This window comes from Pseudooceanicola aquaeponti (genome assembly GCF_050897975.1).
In the GTDB taxonomy this organism is placed as follows: Bacteria; Pseudomonadota; Alphaproteobacteria; order Rhodobacterales; family Rhodobacteraceae; genus Pseudooceanicola.
On sequence record NZ_JBPAXY010000001.1, the window covers coordinates 637293 to 656811 of the forward strand.

At 63.1% G+C, this 19519-nt stretch carries 19 protein-coding genes; all 19 read right to left on the reverse strand.

What is annotated here, in order from left to right:
• Positions 1-70 precede the first annotated feature (70 nt).
• The 19 genes from ACRARE_RS03155 to rpoC all read right to left on the reverse strand — a co-directional run bounded on the left by ACRARE_RS03155 (position 71) and on the right by rpoC (position 19510).
• Positions 71-691 carry a 2OG-Fe(II) oxygenase family protein gene (locus ACRARE_RS03155; protein WP_432654948.1) on the reverse strand — a complete coding sequence of 207 codons (621 nt, stop codon included), beginning with the start codon at positions 689-691 and terminating at the stop codon, positions 71-73.
• Positions 692-1141: 450 nt separating this feature from the next.
• Positions 1142-1555 carry a 50S ribosomal protein L16 gene (gene rplP, locus ACRARE_RS03160; protein ID WP_432654949.1) on the reverse strand — a complete coding sequence of 138 codons (414 nt, stop codon included), beginning with the start codon at positions 1553-1555 and terminating at the stop codon, positions 1142-1144.
• A gap of 12 nt (positions 1556-1567) precedes the next feature.
• Positions 1568-2290, reverse strand: a complete 723-nt coding sequence (gene rpsC / locus ACRARE_RS03165; protein ID WP_432654950.1) for a 30S ribosomal protein S3 — start codon at positions 2288-2290, stop codon at positions 1568-1570.
• Positions 2290-2670, reverse strand: coding sequence for a 50S ribosomal protein L22 (gene rplV / locus ACRARE_RS03170; protein ID WP_432654951.1), 381 nt, complete (start codon positions 2668-2670; stop codon positions 2290-2292). Before rplV ends, rpsC begins: the two co-directional genes overlap by 1 nt.
• 3 nt (positions 2671-2673) lie before the next feature.
• Positions 2674-2952, reverse strand: a complete 279-nt coding sequence (rpsS, locus tag ACRARE_RS03175; RefSeq protein WP_160892467.1) for a 30S ribosomal protein S19 — start codon at positions 2950-2952, stop codon at positions 2674-2676.
• Positions 2953-2955: 3 nt separating this feature from the next.
• Entirely contained in the window at positions 2956-3795 is an 840-nt protein-coding gene (gene rplB, locus ACRARE_RS03180; RefSeq protein WP_432654952.1) for a 50S ribosomal protein L2, read from the reverse strand.
• Positions 3796-4065: 270 nt separating this feature from the next.
• Entirely contained in the window at positions 4066-5229 is a 1164-nt protein-coding gene (locus ACRARE_RS03185; protein ID WP_432654953.1) for an ATP-binding protein, read from the reverse strand.
• 108 nt (positions 5230-5337) lie between these two features.
• Positions 5338-6018 (reverse strand): polyamine aminopropyltransferase, encoded by a 681-nt coding sequence (locus tag ACRARE_RS03190; RefSeq protein WP_432654954.1) that lies wholly within the window; start codon positions 6016-6018, stop codon positions 5338-5340.
• A gap of 118 nt (positions 6019-6136) precedes the next feature.
• Positions 6137-6433, reverse strand: coding sequence for a 50S ribosomal protein L23 (locus tag ACRARE_RS03195; protein ID WP_432654955.1), 297 nt, complete (start codon positions 6431-6433; stop codon positions 6137-6139).
• A complete protein-coding gene (rplD, locus tag ACRARE_RS03200; RefSeq protein WP_432654956.1) occupies positions 6430-7047 on the reverse strand; it encodes a 50S ribosomal protein L4 in 618 nt (205 codons plus the stop codon). The genes ACRARE_RS03195 and rplD overlap by 4 nt, the downstream gene beginning before the upstream one ends.
• A complete protein-coding gene (rplC, locus tag ACRARE_RS03205; RefSeq protein ID WP_432654957.1) occupies positions 7044-7769 on the reverse strand; it encodes a 50S ribosomal protein L3 in 726 nt (241 codons plus the stop codon). The genes rplD and rplC overlap by 4 nt, the downstream gene beginning before the upstream one ends.
• 14 nt (positions 7770-7783) lie before the next feature.
• On the reverse strand, positions 7784-8110 hold the full coding sequence (rpsJ, locus tag ACRARE_RS03210) for a 30S ribosomal protein S10 (RefSeq protein ID WP_179747236.1): 327 nt from the start codon (positions 8108-8110) through the stop codon (positions 7784-7786).
• Between the two features lie 223 nt (positions 8111-8333).
• Positions 8334-9509: an elongation factor Tu gene (gene tuf, locus ACRARE_RS03215; RefSeq protein ID WP_432654958.1), complete on the reverse strand. Its 1176-nt coding sequence runs from the start codon at positions 9507-9509 to the stop codon at positions 8334-8336.
• Positions 9510-9596: 87 nt separating this feature from the next.
• Positions 9597-11720: an elongation factor G gene (gene fusA, locus ACRARE_RS03220; protein ID WP_432654959.1), complete on the reverse strand. Its 2124-nt coding sequence runs from the start codon at positions 11718-11720 to the stop codon at positions 9597-9599.
• 23 nt (positions 11721-11743) lie between these two features.
• Positions 11744-12214, reverse strand: a complete 471-nt coding sequence (gene rpsG, locus ACRARE_RS03225) for a 30S ribosomal protein S7 (protein ID WP_085889495.1) — start codon at positions 12212-12214, stop codon at positions 11744-11746.
• Between the two features lie 12 nt (positions 12215-12226).
• Entirely contained in the window at positions 12227-12598 is a 372-nt protein-coding gene (gene rpsL, locus ACRARE_RS03230) for a 30S ribosomal protein S12 (protein ID WP_085889494.1), read from the reverse strand.
• Positions 12599-13239: 641 nt separating this feature from the next.
• The gene (locus ACRARE_RS03235) at positions 13240-14100 is read right to left on the reverse strand and encodes a glycosyltransferase (protein ID WP_432654960.1); all 861 of its coding nucleotides are present in this window, start codon (positions 14098-14100) and stop codon (positions 13240-13242) included.
• On the reverse strand, positions 14097-15002 hold the full coding sequence (locus ACRARE_RS03240; protein WP_432654961.1) for a DMT family transporter: 906 nt from the start codon (positions 15000-15002) through the stop codon (positions 14097-14099). The genes ACRARE_RS03235 and ACRARE_RS03240 overlap by 4 nt, the downstream gene beginning before the upstream one ends.
• Before the next feature lie 278 nt (positions 15003-15280).
• Positions 15281-19510 (reverse strand): DNA-directed RNA polymerase subunit beta', encoded by a 4230-nt coding sequence (gene rpoC, locus ACRARE_RS03245; RefSeq protein WP_432654962.1) that lies wholly within the window; start codon positions 19508-19510, stop codon positions 15281-15283.
• Positions 19511-19519: the final 9 nt, after the last annotated feature.

Genomic DNA, 19519 nt, shown 5'->3' on the forward strand with positions numbered 1-19519 from the left:
CTCCGCCCGTGATCGTCTCAAACGGTCCCCCGGACCGTTTGCCGGACCGCTCCGCGGCCCGGACCGGCGATCACACCCATTTGTAGTTGAAACTGACCGAGATGCGGTCCTCTTCGGTCATGTTCACCGGCACCTCGTGGCGCAGCCAGCTTTCCCACAGCAGGATGTCCCCGACCTTGGGCTTGACGTAGATGAAGGGCTGCAAGGCCTCGGGCGCGCTCTTCTTGCGGGTGGGCGCGGCCATCATCATCTGCAAGCGCGGGTCCTCCAGCTTCAGCGCCGAGGTGCCCTCGGGCATGGCCACATAGGTGGTGCCGGAAATCACCGAATGCGGATGGATATGGCTGGAATGGGTCCCGCCCTCAGGCAGGATGTTGATCCACAGATCCTCCAGTTGCAGGCTCCCCTCGCCCAGATCGAACCCAAGCTCTTCGGCAAAGGCCGCCACATGCAGGTCCAGCGCCTGTTTGACGTCCTCGAAGATCGGGAACCGCCAGGGCAGATCGGTCAGTGAGGCGTAAGAAGTATAGCCCGGATAGTCGTTCTCCTCGCACCACTCCTGCCCCGCCTCGTCATCCTCGGCGATGGAATAGCAGCTGGCCTCCAGCTCGGCCGGATCCACCTTGGGGCCCTTTTCCGACAGGGCGGCCTGATACAGGCGGGTGACGAACAAAGAGCGGATATCGGACATGGGGCACCTCCTGCGATGGCTCTGTGCCCTCCTAGCGCGCCAAGCGGCAGCGCGAAAGCCCCCGCACCTGCGACCAGATGGCTGGCCTCGCCCAAGGCCTTCCGCAGAGGCTCACCCCCGACGCGACCTCCGCGACCTCCTCCCGCGCGCGCTCGGCCCCGGCGCTCCCGACTTTGGCAACCAGGCGCCCGCCCCCACCAGATCCGCGCGACCGCCCAGCCCCCCAGGCTCCCCCTGCTTCTTCTCGTTTGCCGGAAATATCCCGGGGGGAATTGAGCCCGTCAGGGCTCAAGGGGGGCAGAGCCCCCGACCCCTTCTACCTGTCGCGCCCCGCAGGACAGGGCAAGGACAACACCCATGACCGCCCCGCCTTCCGCATAAAGCAAAACCCCCGCCGATCTCTCGGCGGGGGTTTCAGATCTCGTCAGGCGGGGGGTGACCCCCCAAACCTTACCAGTCTTCGCGAACGACGACGCGGGTCTTGATCGGCAGTTTCATCGACGCCAGGCGCAGGGCCTCACGTGCGATTTCTTCCGACACACCGTCGATCTCGAACATGATCCGGCCGGGCTTGACCTTGCAGGCCCAGTAATCGACGGAACCCTTACCTTTACCCATACGAACTTCGACGGGCTTCGAGGTGACGGGGGTATCCGGGAAGATGCGGATCCAGACACGGCCCTGACGCTTCATGTGGCGCGTCATGGCACGACGGGCTGCCTCGATCTGACGTGCAGTCACACGCTCCGGCTGGGTGGCCTTCAGGCCATAGGTGCCGAAGTTCAGGTCGGAGCCGCCTTTTGCCTGGCCGTGGATCCGGCCTTTGAACATCTTGCGGAATTTGGTGCGTTTCGGTTGAAGCATCTTTCTGTCTCCTTACCGGTCGCGATCGCGGCGGCCACCGCCGGCGCCACGCGGAGCCGGACCGTCCTGCAGTTCCTGCGCCTTGCGGTCGCGGGCCTGCGGGTCGTGCTCCATGATCTCGCCTTTGAAGATCCAGACCTTGATCCCGATGATACCATAGGGGGTCATGGCTTCGGCGTGAGCATAGTCGATGTCGGCGCGCAGGGTGTGCAGCGGCACACGGCCTTCACGATACCACTCGGTCCGTGCGATCTCGGCACCGCCCAGACGGCCGGCAACGTTCACGCGGATACCCAGGGCACCCATGCGCATGGCGTTCTGCACGCCGCGCTTCATGGCGCGACGGAAGGACACACGACGCTCGAGCTGCTGTGCGATGGACTCGGCCACCAGCATGGCGTCCAGCTCGGGCTTGCGCACTTCGACGATGTTCAGGTGCAGTTCGCTGTCGGTCATGCGAGCCAGCTTCTTGCGAAGCACCTCGATGTCCGCGCCTTTCTTGCCGATGATCACGCCCGGACGTGCGGTGTGAATGGTCACACGGCACTTCTTGTGGGGGCGCTCGATGATCACGCGGGCAATGCCGGCCTGCTTGCACTCTTCCTTGATGAACTCACGGATCTTGATGTCTTCCAGCAGAAGATCACCGAAATCCTTGGTGTCGGCGTACCAGCGGCTATCCCAGGTGCGGTTGACCTGGAGGCGCATGCCGATCGGATTGACTTTCTGACCCATTAGGCTTGCTCCTCGACCTGACGCACCTTGATGGTGATTTCCGAGAACGGCTTCATGATCTTGCCATAACGGCCACGGGCACGGGGACGGCCACGTTTCATCACGAGGTTCTTGCCGACCCAGGCTTCGGCGACGATCAGATCATCGACGTCCAGGCCGTGGTTGTTCTCGGCATTGGCGATGGCGGACTGAAGGCATTTCTTCACGTCCTGCGCAACGCGCTTCTTGGAGAAGGTCAGGTCCGTCAGGGCCTTGTCCACCTTCTTGCCACGAATGAGCTGCGCCACCAGGTTCAGCTTTTGCGGGCTGGTCCGAAGCATACGCAGTTTTGCCATGGCTTCGTTGTCTGCCACGCGGCGGGGATTTTTTTCCTGACCCATGACTTACTTCCGCTTCGCTTTTTTGTCGGCGGCGTGACCGTAATAGGTGCGGGTCGGCGAGTATTCACCGAACTTCTGACCGATCATGTCTTCCGTGACGTTGACAGGAATGTGCTTCTGGCCGTTGTAGACGCCGAACGTCAGACCCACGAATTGGGGCAGGATCGTCGAGCGACGCGACCAGATCTTGATGACTTCATTACGACCGCTTTCGCGTGCCGCTTCGGCCTTCTTCAGGACGTAAGCGTCAACGAAGGGGCCTTTCCAAACAGAACGTGCCATAGATTAGCGACCCTTCTTCTTCGCGTGACGGCTGCGGATGATGTACTTGTCCGTGGCCTTGTTCTTGCGGGTTTTCGCACCCTTGGTCGGCTTACCCCAGGGGGTAACGGGGTGACGGCCACCAGAGGTCCGGCCTTCACCACCACCGTGGGGGTGGTCGATCGGGTTCATGACGACACCACGGACCGACGGACGGATGCCCTTGTGGCGCATACGACCGGCTTTACCGTAGTTCTGGTTCGAGTTGTCGGGGTTCGAGACCGCGCCGACGGTGGCCAGGCATTCCTGGCGGACCATGCGCAGTTCGCCCGAGCTGAGACGGATCTGGGCGTAGCCACCGTCACGGCCAACGAACTGGGCATAGGTGCCCGCGGCGCGTGCGATCTGGCCACCCTTGCCGGGCTTCAGCTCGATGTTGTGGACGATCGTACCGATCGGCATACCCGAGAAGGGCATTGCGTTACCGGGCTTGATGTCGGCCTTGGCCGAAGAGACGACCTTGTCGCCGACGGCCAGACGCTGGGGCGCCAGGATGTAGGCTTTTTCGCCATCGACATACTGGATCAGCGCGATGAAGGCGGTCCGGTTGGGATCGTATTCGATCCGCATCACGACGCCTTCGACGTCGACCTTGTTCCGCTTGAAATCGACGATCCGGTAGAGGCGTTTTGCGCCACCGCCACGACGGCGGGAGGTGATACGTCCGGTGTTGTTCCGGCCGCCCGATTTCGTCAGACCCTCGGTGAGGGCTTTGACGGGGCGTCCTTTCCACAGCTCCGAACGGTCGATCAGCACCAGCCCGCGCTGGCCCGGCGTCGTCGGCTTATACGACTTAAGTGCCATGCTTTCTGTCTTCCGTTTAGCAAGCGCCGCCTTCGTTTGGTCCGGTGTGTAGTCGGGTCCGGGGCCACGTGGGACGGCTATGTGTTGGGTATTTGCCGGGCGGTTGGAAGTACCGCCGCTGACAGACTACCCGGATGTTACAGGGCCCCGAAGGTCCCCAGGCGTCAAACACCCGAAGGCCCCGGAGCGAATCCGGGGCCGTCAGGATTGGGCGCATATAGCAAGGTGGGGGTGGGGTGGCAAGGGGTGTGGGCACACACCAATAGCTATTCAAGCCTGCCTTCGCATGAACTCAGCAAACAAGGGAACTGTGAAATCCAAATAGCCATGGTCCGTGCTGTAAATCATCCCTTTGGAGATGATGTTTGCACGCGTCGGCCCGAGGGATTGCTGCGTTCGCCCAAGGGACTTGGCGATGTCTGCCATGGCGTAGGGCCCATCCCCAAGTCCGGCCATAGCAGCGACAAACACTATCTCAGCCTTTGTGAGGCGGTCTATCCTGACTCTGAAGAACCCTTCATCCAGAGAGGCCAGTGTTTCCTCATAAGAGGCCTCGACTTCAGCCTTTGTGATCGTCGGCCCTTCAGACACGTTCCAAGCAACCGAAGCCCACTCTTGCAGAAAGAACGGGTAGCCTGCGGTGCCGTTGACGACATCATCCAGCGCGCAATCTTCAATTTCGGCGTCTTCGTCTTCGATCGGCTTCCGAATGGCAAGCTGTGCAGACGCAGTATCCAGGGCACCAACTTCTGGATAGAGAAACAGCCGCTCAGCGTATGACTTTGCCTCTCCAGCCAGCTTTGCGACTTGGGGCAAGCCAGCCCCTATCAGGATCACGGGCAAACCTTCCTGAGACATGCGGTGGATCGACACAATCAAAGCCGAGAGGTCTTCGCTTGAGAGATATTGCACCTCGTCGATCAGCAACGCCCAACCTTTTCCTGCTGCGGCTGCCGACCGACCAATTGCCAAAAACAGGTCAGGCAGGTCGTGTTCAAGATCTCCACTATCGGCTAACCCCGGCTCTGGCTCTATCCCGACTTCAATACCTCCTGCTTCGATCTTGAAAATCGAAGCGAAGCCTCGAAGACCTCTCAGACCTCGGGTTGCTAGGTCTTTCGCAACCTCGTAGCTCGAAAGTGAACGCATAACCTTCCGCATCTCCGGATACAGAAGTTTCGCGAGGCTTTCTCCCTCTGGTGCCTCCACTTTGGAGACCAGCAAGTTCTCTGCTTCCGCAATTCGACCAATCTCATTCAACAAGACTGTTTTGCCAGTACCGCGGAGGCCCAGAAGCATCAGCGAACGTGCGCTTTTTCCTCTCACCGCACGGCCACATGATACCCGCGCGCCCTCAAGGATCGCGTTTCGGCCAGCAAGTTCGGGCGGTCGACTACCGGCCCCCGGGGCAAAGGGATTTCGATATGGGTCCATGCCGCCTCCTCACGCGTCGTCTTCCTGAGACTATATGAAAGTATATTCATATCTAGGGAAAACCAGTAGATATACCTAGATATCACTATAGGCATAGTTCCAGAGACATCACCGCCCCTTCCGCACCCCCGTCCAGACCGTATGCCGCGACCCGCGCTTCGTCCGTCCGGCCCGCGCCCCCTCCTCCTTCACATCGAAATTCGCCCGCGCGAAGCGCTTGGCAAACTCCCGGCTCGGGTGCGCCGACCAGACCGAGAGCACCCCATGCACCGTCAGCGCCCGGTGCGCCACGCCCAGCCCCATGTCCCCGTAAAGCGCGTCGTTACCCTCGCGGGTCAGCCCGTCCGGGCCGTTGTCCACGTCCAGCAGGATCATGTCCCAATGGGCGGTGACCGAGGCGATCTCCGCCGCCACGTCGCCCGCGCGCAGCTCGACGCGGGGGTCCGACAGGCAGTCGCCGAAGACCGGGGCCATCTCGGCCCGCGCCCAGCCGATCAATTCTGGCACCACCTCTGAGACCACGATCTGCGCGTCGGGCGGGGCCACCTCCTGCGCCGCGCGCAGGGTGAAGCCCATGCCGAGGCCGCCGATCAGGATGCGGGGCGCGGGGCGGGGCTTCAGGCGGTCGAAAGACAGGGTGGCCAGCGCGATTTCCGACCCGCCGAGGCGGGAGTTCATCAGCTCGTTGCCGTCGCCCAGGCGGATGGAATATTCCGTGCCGCGCCGGAAGAGGCGCAGGATGTCGCCCTCGGGCGCTTGGGTGGTGGCCAGGGTTTCCCAGGGGATCATGCATGCCTCCGTTGGCAAAGGGCATTGGGGGGGCGCAGCGGCCCGCAAGGAAAAGGCCCCCCGCATCGCTGCGAGGGGCCCTGTCATCTCGTAGGGTGGGTGCAACCCACCACCCCGATCACAGACCGGTGGTCACGTCGATCGTGTTGCCCTCTTCCAGGGTCACGTAGGCCTTCTTGACGTCCTTACGCTTGCCCAGCTGGCCGCGGAACCGCTTGACCTTGCCCTTGGTGACGGTCGTGTTGACGGCCTTCACCTTGACATTGAACAGGGCCTCGACGGCTTCCTTGATCATCGGCTTGTTGGCGTCGATCGACACTTCGAAAACAACCGCGTTGGCCTCGGAGGCCATGGTGGCTTTCTCGGTGATGACCGGCTTGCGGATCACGTCGTAATGTTCTGCCTTGGCACTCATTTCAGGCGAGCCTCCAGAGCTTCGACACCCGCCTTCGTGATCACCAGGGTGTCACGCTTCAGGATGTCGTACACGTTTGCACCGATGGTCGGCAGGATATCCAGACCGTCGATGTTGGCGGCGGCGCGGGCGAAGCCCTCATTGACGGCGGCACCGTCGATGATCAGCGCACGCTTCCAGCCCAGGTTTGCAACCTGCTTGGCCAGGACCGAGGTCTTGCCTTCGGATTCAGCCGCGTCGATGATGACCAGCGAGCCGGCCTTCGCCTTGGCGGAGAGCGCGTGCATCAGGCCCAGCTTGCGGAACTTCTTCGTCAGGTCGTGGCCGTGGCTACGCGGGGTCGGGCCCTTGTAGATACCACCCTTGCGGAAGATCGGCGCCTTGCGGGAACCGTGACGTGCGCCACCGGTGCCCTTCTGGCGGTAGATCTTCTTGGTCGAGTAGGACACTTCCGACTTGGTCAGCACCTTGTGGGTACCGGCCTGCGCCTTGTTGCGCTGCCAGCGGACAACGCGGTGCAGGATGTCGGCGCGGGGCTCCAGGCCGAAGATCTCGTCGCCGAGATCGACGGAACCGGCCGCGGAGCCGTCCAGATTGATCACGTCGAGTTTCATTCGTCGCCTTCCTTCTGCTCAGCCGCGGGCGCTTCAGCAGCGGCGGCGGATTTCAGGGCTGCCGGCAGAACGGCGTTCTCGGGGAACGGCTTCTTGACGGCGTCCTTGACGGTGACCCAGCCACCCTTGGAGCCGGGAACGGCGCCCTTGATGAAGACCAGGCCGCGATCGGCGTCGGTCTTGACCACTTGCAGGTTCTGGGTGGTGACACGGACGGCACCCATGTGGCCTGCCATCTTCTTGCCCTTGAACACCTTGCCGGGGTCCTGACACTGGCCGGTCGAACCGTGCGAACGGTGGCTGATCGACACGCCGTGGGTGGCGCGCAGGCCGCCGAAGTTGTGGCGCTTCATGCCACCGGCGAAACCTTTACCGATCGAGGTGCCGGACACGTCGACGAACTGACCTTCGAAGTAATGGTCGGCAGAGATTTCCGCGCCCACTTCGATCAGGTTCTCGGGGTCCACGCGGAACTCGGCAACCTTGCGCTTGGGCTCGACCTTGGCGGCGGCGAAATGGCCGCGCATGGCCTGAGAGGTGCGCTTGGCCTTGGCGGTGCCGGCGCCCAGCTGGACGGCGGTGTAGCCATTGGCCTCAGCGGTACGCTGAGCGACCACTTGCAGGTTGTCCAGTTGCAGGACGGTGACGGGGATCTGCTTGCCGTCTTCCATGAAGAGACGGGTCATGCCGACCTTTTTAGCGATGATACCGGAACGGAGCATCAGTTGGACCCTCCTTAAACCTTGATCTCGACATCCACGCCGGCGGCGAGGTCGAGCTTCATCAGCGCGTCCACCGTCTGCGGGGTCGGATCCACGATATCCAGGAGCCGCTTATGGGTGCGGATCTCGAACTGGTCGCGGGATTTCTTGTCGACGTGAGGGCCACGGAGAACCGTGAACTTCTCGATCTTGTTGGGCAGCGGGATCGGGCCACGGACGGTCGCGCCGGTGCGCTTCGCCGTGTTCAGGATTTCCTGCGTGCTGGAATCCAGGACGCGGTAATCGAATGCCTTCAGCCGAATGCGAATGGTTTGGCTCATTTTGATAGCCTTTCGCGGCATTGGAGTTGATAGGACGAACAGGGCTCACCCCTGTCCCTCGTCGAACCCTACGGCGGACCCTGAAAACAGGGCGGCCCGCCGTTTGGAATTGGCGCGGAATAGTCGCTTCCGAACAACAAGTCCAGAGGCTTTTTCCCTTTCGAGACCGATATGAGAGACGGCGGGGTTTCCCCCGCCGTTTCAATCGGTTGGCCCAGGCCCCTTTGGGCCCGGCGATCGTCGATTACTCGACGATCTTGGAGACGACGCCCGAACCCACGGTGCGGCCGCCTTCGCGGATGGCGAAGCGCAGGCCGTCTTCCATGGCGATCGGCGCGATCAGTTCAACTTCGAACTTCAGGTTGTCGCCGGGCATCACCATCTCGGTGCCCTCGGGCAGCGTCACGGTGCCGGTCACGTCGGTGGTCCGGAAGTAGAACTGCGGGCGGTAGTTGGCGAAGAACGGGGTGTGACGGCCACCTTCGTCCTTGGTCAGGATGTAGACCTCGGCTTCGAACTTGGTGTGCGGCTTCACCGAACCCGGCTTACACAGAACCTGGCCACGCTCGACGCCTTCACGGTCGATACCGCGCAGCAGGGCGCCGATGTTGTCGCCGGCTTCACCACGGTCCAGCAGCTTGCGGAACATTTCCACACCGGTGCAGGTGGTTTTCTTGGTGTCCTTGATGCCGACGATTTCCAGTTCGTCACCAACGTTCACCACGCCACGTTCCACACGGCCGGTCACAACCGTACCACGACCCGAGATCGAGAACACGTCTTCGATCGGCATCAGGAAGGGCTGATCCACGGCACGGGCCGGCTGCGGGATGTACTCATCCACGGCCGCCATCAGTTCCTTGATCTTCTCTTCGCCGATTTCCGGGTCACGGCCTTCCAGAGCGGCCAGGGCCGAACCTGCGATGACGGGGATGTCGTCGCCGGGGAAATCGTAGGCCGACAGCAGTTCGCGGATTTCCATCTCGACGAGCTCGAGCAGCTCTTCGTCGTCGACCTGGTCAACCTTGTTCATGAACACGACCATGGCGGGGATACCCACCTGGCGGCCCAGCAGGATGTGCTCGCGGGTCTGCGGCATCGGGCCGTCAGCGGCGTTCACCACCAGGATCGCGCCGTCCATCTGGGCGGCACCGGTGATCATGTTCTTCACGTAGTCGGCGTGGCCGGGGCAGTCGACGTGGGCGTAGTGACGCGCTTCGGTCTCGTACTCGACGTGGGCGGTCGAGATGGTGATGCCGCGGGCTTTCTCTTCCGGCGCGCCGTCGATCTGATCGTAGGCCTTGAAGTCACCGAAGTACTTGGTGATCGCCGCCGTCAGCGTCGTCTTGCCGTGGTCAACGTGACCGATCGTGCCGATGTTGCAGTGCGGTTTGCCGCGCTCAAACTTTTCCTTACCCATGGTAAGTCTCCTTTTTCGTCGTTCGGACGGTGGGGAACTCCCCACCCTACGGTGGTGGGTAGGGCGGGGTTCACCCCGCCACCCGTCTTATGCGTATTTCGCCTGGATCTCTTCCGAGATGTTCTGCGGAACCGGGTCGTAGTGGTCGAACTGCATCGTGAACTGCGCGCGGCCCGAGGACATGGAGCGCAGGTTGTTGATGTAGCCGAACATGTTGGCCAGCGGGACGAAGGCGTTGATCGCAACAGCGTTGCCGCGCGGTTCCTGACCCGAAACCTGGCCCCGACGCGAGGTCAGGTCGCCGATGATGGAACCGGTGTATTCTTCCGGCGTGATCACTTCGACCTTCATCATCGGTTCCAGCAGCTTGGCGCCGGCCTTCTTCATGCCTTCACGCATACACATACGTGCGGCGATTTCGAAGGCGAGGACCGAGGAGTCGACGTCGTGGAACTTACCGTCGATCAGCGCGACCTTGAAGTCGATCACCGGGAAGCCTGCCAGCGGACCGCTATCCATGACCGACTTGATCCCCTTCTCGACGCCCGGGATGTATTCCTTGGGCACCGAACCACCGATGATGCGGCTTTCGAAGGAGTAGCCTTCGCCCGGCTCGGTGGGGGTGATGATCAGCTTGACCTCACCGAACTGACCCGAACCACCCGACTGTTTCTTGTGGGTGTAGGTGTGTTCGACTTCTTTCGAGATCGTCTCGCGATAGGCCACCTGCGGCGCACCGATGTTGGCCTCGACCTTGAATTCGCGCTTCAGGCGGTCGACCAGGATGTCCAGGTGAAGTTCGCCCATGCCCTTCATGATGGTCTGACCGGACTCGAGGTCGGTCTCGACGCGGAACGAGGGGTCTTCGGCGGCCAGACGTTGCAGACCGGCAGACATCTTTTCTTGGTCGTTCTTGGTCTTCGGCTCGACGGCGATCTCGATGACCGGATCGGGGAAGGTCATCGTTTCCAGCACGACGGGGGCGTTCTGGGCGCAGAGGGTGTCACCGGTGGTGGTCTCTTTCAGACCGGCCAGCGCGATGATGTCGCCTGCGAAGGCCTCTTCGATCTCCTCACGGTCGTTGGAGTGCATCATCATCATACGACCGATGCGCTCTTTCTTGCCCTTGGTGGAGTTCAGGATCGAGTCGCCCTTCTTCATGGTGCCCGAATAGATCCGGGTGAAGGTCAGCGAGCCGACGAAGGGGTCGTTCATGATCTTGAAGGCCAGGCCCGACAGCGGTTCTTCGTCCGACGCGTTGCGGGCGATGTTACGCTCTTCGGTCTCGTCGTCCGGCGAGAAGCCCATGTAGGCGGGGACGTCGAGGGGACCGGGCAGGAAGTCGATCACGGCGTTCAGCAGCGGCTGGACACCCTTGTTCTTGAAGGCAGAGCCGCCCAGAACCGGAACGAAGGACAGCGACAGGGTGCCCTTGCGGATCAGTTTCCGCAGGGTGGGCACGTCGGGCTCTTCGCCTTCCAGGTAGGCTTCCATGGCCGCGTCGTCCATTTCGACGGCGTTCTCGATCATGTTGGCGCGCCATTCGTCGGCCAGATCTTTCAGCTCGTCACGGATCGGTTGACGGACCCAGCCAGCGCCGAGGTCGTCACCCTTCCAGACCCACTCTTCCATGGTGATCAGGTCGATGGTGCCTTCCAGCTGATCCTCGGCACCGATCGGCATACCGACGGGAACGGGGGTCGCACCGGTGCGGTCCTTGATCATCTTCACGCAGTTGAAGAAGTCGGCGCCAATCTTGTCCATCTTGTTGACGAAGACGATGCGCGGAACCTTGTAACGGTCGGCCTGACGCCAGACGGTTTCGGTCTGGGGTTCGACACCGGCGTTACCGTCCAGAAGGCAGACGGCACCGTCGAGCACCGCCAGCGAACGTTCAACTTCGATGGTGAAGTCGACGTGGCCGGGGGTGTCGATGATGTTGAAGCGGAACTTCGTGTCGGACGTACCATCCGCGGTGGGATCTTCCTGCCACTGCCAGAAGGTGGTGGTCGCAGCCGAGGTGATCGTGATCCCGCGTTCCTGCTCCTGCTCCATCCAGTCCATGGTGGCGGCGCCATCGTGGACTTCGCCGATCTTGTGGGACCGGCCGGTGTAGTAGAGGATACGCTCGGTCGTCGTGGTCTTGCCGGCATCGATGTGGGCCATGATGCCGAAGTTACGATAACGCGTGAGCGGATAGTCGCGTGCCATGGTAAGTCTGCCTTCCTGGGGTTTTACCAGCGGTAATGGCTGAACGCTTTGTTCGCGTCGGCCATCTTGTGGGTGTCTTCGCGTTTCTTCACAGCGGAGCCGCGCGAGTTGACAGCGTCCAGAAGTTCGCCAGCCAGGCGCTCTTCCATGGTGTTTTCGTTGCGCGAACGCGACGCGGTGATCAGCCAGCGGATCGCCAGGGCTTCACGACGCTCGGGGCGCACTTCGACGGGGACCTGGTAGGTGGCACCACCAACGCGGCGCGAACGGACCTCGACGGAGGGTTTGATGTTGTCCAGCGCTTCGTGGAAGATTTCCACGGGCGCGCGCTTGACCTTGGCTTCGATGCGGTCGAGCGCGTTGTAGACGATCTTCTCTGCGACCGACTTCTTGCCGTCGATCATCAGGTTGTTCATGAATTTCGTCAGGATACGATCGCCATATTTGGCGTCGGGCAGAACTTCGCGCTTCTCGGCAGCGTGACGACGGGACATTCTCTAATCCTCTTACTTCGGACGCTTCGCGCCGTATTTGGAGCGACGCTGTTTACGATCTTTAACACCATGGGTATCCAGCACACCGCGCAGGATGTGGTAGCGAACGCCCGGAAGGTCTTTCACCCGGCCGCCACGGATCAGGACGACAGAGTGTTCCTGAAGGTTGTGGGTTTCACCGGGGATGTAGGAGATGACCTCGTAGCCGTTGGTCAGGCGCACCTTCGCAACTTTCCGCATAGCGGAGTTCGGCTTCTTCGGGGTCGTGGTGTACACGCGGGTGCAGACGCCGCGCTTCTGCGGGCACTGTTCCAGGTGCATCGACTTGGAGCGTTTCACTTTGGGCTGCCGCGGCTTGCGGATCAGCTGCTGGATCGTAGGCATAAGGGTTACTTTCCCGTCTCTAACACTAGTGTTGCATGAGGGGCCGTGTCCCCATGCGTTTGCTCTTGCGTGGTCCTCGACGCGTCCGCCGGGACCGGGTGATCATGACCCCGCCGAAACGGGGATTCCTTTCCGGGGATCGGCCCCGGCCTCTCGTCGGGCGCTCGGCCCCCGGTCAAAAGGGGCGATGTGCGCGCAACGTAAAAAACCGCATCCGACCCCACGTACACGGGGATCGACGCGGTGGGTTTTCCAGAGGATCGGGGATCTCTCCCGGATCTTGACCACGTTAATCTGGAAGGCAAAGGGGCGGCCCCCTCGCCTGATTGCTGGCGCGTATAGGGGGAGTCGGAGGGGTTGTCAACATTGGGTGAAGGCGCGGGACGCCTGCGGGCCAGCCCTGCAAGGGCCACGCCCCCCCCTGCCCCCGGTGGCACGGCCTGTCCCTGCCAGAAGACGCCAGGGCGGGTCAAGCCGGGGGTGCGGCGGTCAGGGGGGCAAGGACTCTGCCCAACCCTCGGCGGAGGCGGCAATGGACAGCACAAGGGGGCTCTGCCCCCGTCTCCGTGCCGGAGACTCCCCCGGGATATTTTTGGCAAACGAGAAGAGAGGGGCGCGGCGTCGGGTGGCGGGCGGGGTGCCTAACCCGCCGGGGGGGATGTCCGCGCGAAGGCGCGCCAGCTGTCCTGAAGGGTGGCCGCGTCGAGGCCGAAGCGGTCGGCCAGGATCTCGGAGCCCTCGGCGCCGTCACCGCGCCGCGACGCGGCGAGGCGCTTGTCGACCCGGCTGTCGTTGCTGTCATGGCTGCCGCGCAGGAACATCGGCGGCTGCGGCAGGGTGACCGAGGGAATCCGCGACCAGACCCGGCGGTGGTTGAAATCCTGGATCGAACGGGTCGAGCGTGGGCCCGAGAAGATCACCAGCCCCGGCGCCCAGAAATCCGCCTGAACCGGAGCGACCTCGAGATCACCCTGCCCTGCCCCACCCTTGGGGGCACGGATCGCCAGGCCCGAATTGTAATCCAGCGCCAGCCGCTTGCCCTGGCGCCAGAGCGGGCGCAGGAGATCGAAATCGGCCCGGGCGCGGGCGATGAAATCGGGGGCCACCCCGTCGTCGTCATCCATTGTGAACTCGCCAACGGCCCGCGCCTCGGGGTCGCGGGCGGCGCGCATCAGCCGGTTGCAGGTCTCGCGGTGCGGCAGGCCCTCGGGCTGGGCGCTCAGCCTGATCTGCGGCAGCGGCGCCACCGCCGCGCGCAGCCGGTCGCGCCAGGGCTGCGGCAGGGCCGCGCCATGGATCAGCAGGATCTGGAAATCGGGATCGGTCTGCGCGGCCAGCAGAGGCAGGCAGAGGGTTTCGAAGAACCAGAACCGTTGGGCCAGCCGCGCGGGGTCGTAGAGGCGGGCGACATTGGCGTCCAGATCGCCGGGCACTTCGGAAAATCCATCGCCGCCCGTCGGATAGGAAAAGCGGCACAGGCCCAGCATCTGGATCCGGTTCATGGCTGCGTCGAGACCTCTGGTAGCTCTTCGGGCACATCTGGGGTGACGCCCAGTTTGCGCTCACGGTAGAGCATGAAGAGGCCCGAGGCCACGACAATTGCCGCCCCCGCCAGGGTCCAGCCATCGGGCCATTCGCCAAAGAGGACGAGGCCCAGGATCAGGGCGAAGATCAGCGCCGTGTAGCGGAAGGGCGAGACGAAGGCGATCTCGCCCAGGCGCATGGCGCGGATGATTGTCACGTAGGAGGCCAGCACCAGACCCGCCGCGCAGACCACAGCCAGCAGCGCCGGGGCTGGCATCGCCACCCATGGAGTGCCGAAGGAAAGCACCGCGTAGAGGCCCATCACCATCAGCGAGGTGACGAAGGTCACCGTCAGCGCGGGCACCTCGGGCGACAGGCCCCGGGTGGTCAGGTCGCGCAGGGTGATGAAGAGGACCGAGATCAGCACGTAGATCGCGTAGAGGTCGAAGCCCTCGACCCCCGGGCGCAGGATCAGCAGCACGCCGAGGAAGCCCACCAGGATGGCCGAGAGGCGGCGCCAGCCGACGCTTTCGCCCAGGAACAGCGCCGCGCCCAGGGTGACCACGAAGGGGGTCGCCTGAAGGATGGCGGTCAGGTTGGCGAAGGGGATATGGATCAGCGCCGTGAGATAGAAATAGGCCGCCCCCGCCTCGCCCACGCCGCGCAGCAGGGTCAGGTGCCAGTCGCGGCGCGACAGGCGGAAGGCGCCACGCGTGCGGGTCAGGGCGAAGGCCAGCGCGGTCGAGGTGATGGCGTTGCGCAGCACAATGATCTGCGCCAGCGGCACGGTCAGGGCCACCGCCTTGATGGCACTGTCGTTGATCGCCAGCAGGGCCAGCGAGCCCATCATCAGCAGCGCCGCCTTGACGTTATCGGTCATGGGTCCCCTCCCCTTTCGCAATGGGCCGGAACGGCACAGGCGCCCGGCCGAACAGCCATGGCGCGGGGCGGGCCAAAAGGCAATGGGCGGCAGGGGGCGGGGCGGTTCCCCGGGGCGTTGGCGCGTCCTTCTCCCCCGCCGGGCCCGTGCCGAAGGACGCCGGAGGGACGACGGCGCAGAGAGGCCCCCCAGGCCTTACCCCGCGCGCGCCCGGGCGGGCACGAAAAAGGCCCCCGAAGCGGGGGCCTTTTCCAGATTTCAGATCGGCAGGGGCCGGATCAGCTGTCGTTTTCCGGCGTTTCCACCAGGCCACTGTCGGCTTCGGTGTCCAGCGTCGGCGCGGCCAGGGCGGCGGCCTGTTCGGCCTCCTCGCGGCGGGCCTCCAGCACCACATTGTCCCGATCGCCGGCGATACGGCGCACGCGCTGCGTGGCGCCACCGGTGCCTGCGGGGATCAGACGACCCACGATCACGTTCTCCTTCAGGCCGACCAGCTTGTCGCGCTTGCCCTGAACCGAGGCTTCGGTCAGCACGCGGGTGGTCTCCTGGAAGGAGGCCGCCGAGATGAAGGACCGCGTTTGCAGCGAGGCCTTGGTGATCCCCAGCAGGATCGGCTGGCCGGACGCCGGGCGCAGGCCCTTGGCTTCGGCCTTCTCGTTGGCCTCGTCGAACTCGACCTTGTCGACGTGTTCGCCCTTCAGCAGCGTGGTCTGGCCGCTGTCGAGGATCTCCCACTTCTGCAGCATCTGGCGAACGATCACCTCGATGTGCTTGTCGTTGATCTTCACGCCCTGCAGTCGATAGACGTCCTGCACCTCGTCCACCATGTAGTCCGCCAGCGCTTCGACACCCATGATGGCCAGGATGTCATGCGGCGCCGGGTTGCCGTCCATGATGTAGTCGCCCTTCTGAACGAAGTCGCCTTCGGTCACCGGGATGTGCTTGCCCTTGGGCACCATGTATTCCACGGGCTCCATGGTCTCATCCGCCGGTTCGATCGTGATGCGACGCTTGTTCTTGTAGTCGCGACCGAAGCGGACATAGCCGTCGATCTCGGCGATGATGGCGTGGTCCTTCGGACGACGCGCCTCGAAGAGTTCGGCCACACGCGGCAGACCACCGGTAATGTCCTTCGTCTTCGCGCCTTCACGCGGGATCCGCGCGACGACGTCACCGGCCTTGATGTCCTGCCCGTCTTCGACCGACAGGATGGCATCGACCGACATCGGGTAGGTGACGGGGTTGCCCGCGTCGTTGCGCAGCGGCTCGCCGTCTTCGTCGACGATCAGAAGTTCCGGCTTCAGCTCGTTGCCCTTCGGCGCGGCGCGCCAGTCGGCCACGATCTTCTGGGTCATGCCCGTCGCATCGTCGGTCTCTTCGCGCACGGCGATACCGGTGACCAGGTCCACATAGCGCACCTTGCCCGACTTCTCGGCAATGATCGGCAGGGTGTAGGGGTCCCATTCGAACATCTTGTCGCCACGGGCGATCTTCTGACCGTCCTTGACGAACAGCTTGGTGCCGTAGCCCAGCTTGTGGGACGCGCGTTCCTCGCCATGCTCGTCCAGGATCCGCAGCTTCATGTTGCGGCCCATGATGAGCGTTTCGCCATTGGCGTTGTCCAGAAGGTTGGCGTTCTCGAAGGCAACGATGCCGTCCGAGGAGCTTTCCATGAAGGACTGCTGACCACCCTGGGCCACGCCGCCGATGTGGAAGGTCCGCATCGTCAGCTGGGTGCCGGGTTCACCGATCGACTGGGCGGCGATGATGCCGACCGCTTCGCCGATGTTCACCTGCGTCCCGCGGGCCAGGTCGCGACCGTAGCAGGCGGCGCAGACGCCGTCCTCGGCCTCACAGGTCAGCGGCGAGCGGATGCGCATCGACTGCACGTTGGCATCCTGGATCGCATCGGCCATCCGTTCGTCGATCAGCTGGCCTTTCTTGACCAGGATCTCGTCGGTGCCGGGGCGCAGCACGTCATCGGCCGAGACACGGCCCAGGACGCGTTCACCCAGGGTTGCCACGACCTCACCGTCGTTGACGGCCGCCTCTGCGGTGATCGCCTGATCGGTGCCGCAATCGGGCTCGCGCACGATGCAGTCCTGGGCGACGTCCACCAGACGACGGGTCAGGTAACCCGAGTTCGCCGTCTTCAGAGCCGTATCCGACAGACCCTTCCGGGCGCCGTGGGTCGAGTTGAAGTATTCAAGAACGGTCAGACCTTCCTTGAAGTTCGAGATGATCGGGGTCTCGATGATGTCGCCGTTCGGCTTGGCCATCAGGCCGCGCATCCCGCCCAGCTGTTTCATCTGGGTGACCGAGCCACGGGCGCCCGAGTGGGCCATCATGTAGACCGAGTTGATCTCGCCTTCGGCGCCATTCTCGTCGTATTGCACCGCCGAGATGGTCGACATCATGGCCTCGGTGACCTTGTCGTTACACTTCGACCAGGCATCGACAACCTTGTTGTACTTTTCGCCCTGGGTGATCAGGCCGTCCATGTACTGTTGTTCGAAGTCCTTCACCTGCTCGCGGGTCTCGTCGACGATGGTCCACTTGGTGTCGGGGATCACCATGTCGTCCTTGCCGAAGGAGATCCCTGCCTTGAAGGCCTCTTTGAAGCCCATGGACATGATCTGGTCACAGAAGATGACCGATTCCTTCTGGCCGCAGTAGCGGTAGACGGTGTCGATGACGCGCTGAACGTCCTTCTTCCGCAGCAGCTGGTTGACCAGCTCGAACGGGGCCTTGGCGTTCATCGGCAGCAGGGCCCCCAGACGGACGCGACCGGGGGTGGTCTCGAACCGCTTGGTGATCTCGTTGCCTTCTTCGTCGATCTGCGGGATCCGCGCGGTGATCTTGGCGTGCAGATGCACCTCGCCGGCGTCCAGCGCATACTGGACCTCGTCGATCGAGGAGAAGGTCATGCCTTCGCCCTTCATGCCGTCGCGGGCAATCGAGGTGTAGTAGAGGCCAAGGATCATGTCCTGCGAGGGAACGATGATCGGCGCGCCGTTGGCGGGCGACAGAACGTTGTTCGTCGACATCATCAGAACGCGGGCTTCCAGCTGCGCTTCCAGCGACAGCGGCACGTGCACGGCCATCTGGTCGCCGTCGAAGTCGGCGTTGAAGGCCGAGCAGACCAGCGGGTGCAGCTGGATGGCCTTGCCTTCGATCAGCTGGGGTTCAAACGCCTGGATGCCCAGACGGTGCAGCGTCGGCGCGCGGTTCAGCAGAACCGGGTGCTCGCGGATCACCTCGTCCAGGATGTCCCAGACCTCGGGGCGTTCCTTCTCGACCAGCTTCTTCGCCTGCTTCACGGTGCTGGAAAGGCCCTTGGCCTCCAGCCGCGAGTAGATGAAGGGCTTGAACAGTTCCAGCGCCATCTTCTTGGGCAGGCCGCACTGATGCAGCTTCAGTTCCGGGCCGGTCACGATGACCGAACGACCCGAGAAGTCGACGCGTTTGCCGAGAAGGTTCTGGCGGAAGCGACCGTGCTTACCCTTCAGCATGTCCGACAGCGACTTCAGCGGGCGCTTGTTGGCGCCGGTGATGACGCGGCCACGGCGGCCGTTGTCGAACAGCGCATCCACGGATTCCTGAAGCATCCGCTTCTCGTTCCGCACGATGATGTCGGGTGCGCGCAGGTCGATCAGGCGCTTCAGACGGTTGTTCCGGTTGATCACGCGGCGGTAGAGGTCGTTCAGGTCGGAGGTCGCGAAACGGCCCCCGTCCAGCGGCACCAGCGGACGCAGTTCCGGCGGAATGACCGGGATCACGGTCATGATCATCCACTCGGGACGGTTGCCCGACTCGAGGAAGGATTCCACCACCTTCAGACGCTTGATGATCTTCTTCGGCTTCAGTTCACCGGTCGCCTCGGCCAGGTCGGCGCGCAGGGTTTCTGCCTCCGATTCCAGGTCGATGTTGGCCAGCATCTTGCGGATGGCCTCGGCGCCGATGTCGGCCTCGAAGGCGTCGGCGCCGAAGGTGTCCTGGGCGTCCATGAACTCTTCCTCGGACATCATCTGACCATAGGTCAGGTCCGTCAGGCCGGGTTCGATCACCACGTAGTTTTCAAAGTACAGAACGCGTTCCAGATCACGCAGCGTCATGTCCAGCATCAGGCCGATGCGGGACGGCAGCGATTTCAGGAACCAGATGTGCGCGACGGGCGCGGCCAGTTCGATGTGGCCCATACGCTCGCGGCGGACCTTTTGCAGCGTGACTTCCACGCCGCATTTCTCGCAGACGACGCCGCGATACTTCATCCGCTTGTACTTGCCGCAAAGGCACTCGTAGTCCTTGATCGGCCCGAAGATACGGGCACAGAACAGGCCGTCACGCTCGGGCTTGTAGGTCCGGTAGTTGATGGTCTCGGGCTTCTTGATCTCGCCGTAGGACCACGAAAGGATCCGTTCCGGCGACGCCAGCGACACCTTGATCTCGTCAAAGGCCTTGGGCGGCGTCAGCGGGTTGAACGGGTTGTTCGTCAGTTCCTGGTTCATGTCTTATTC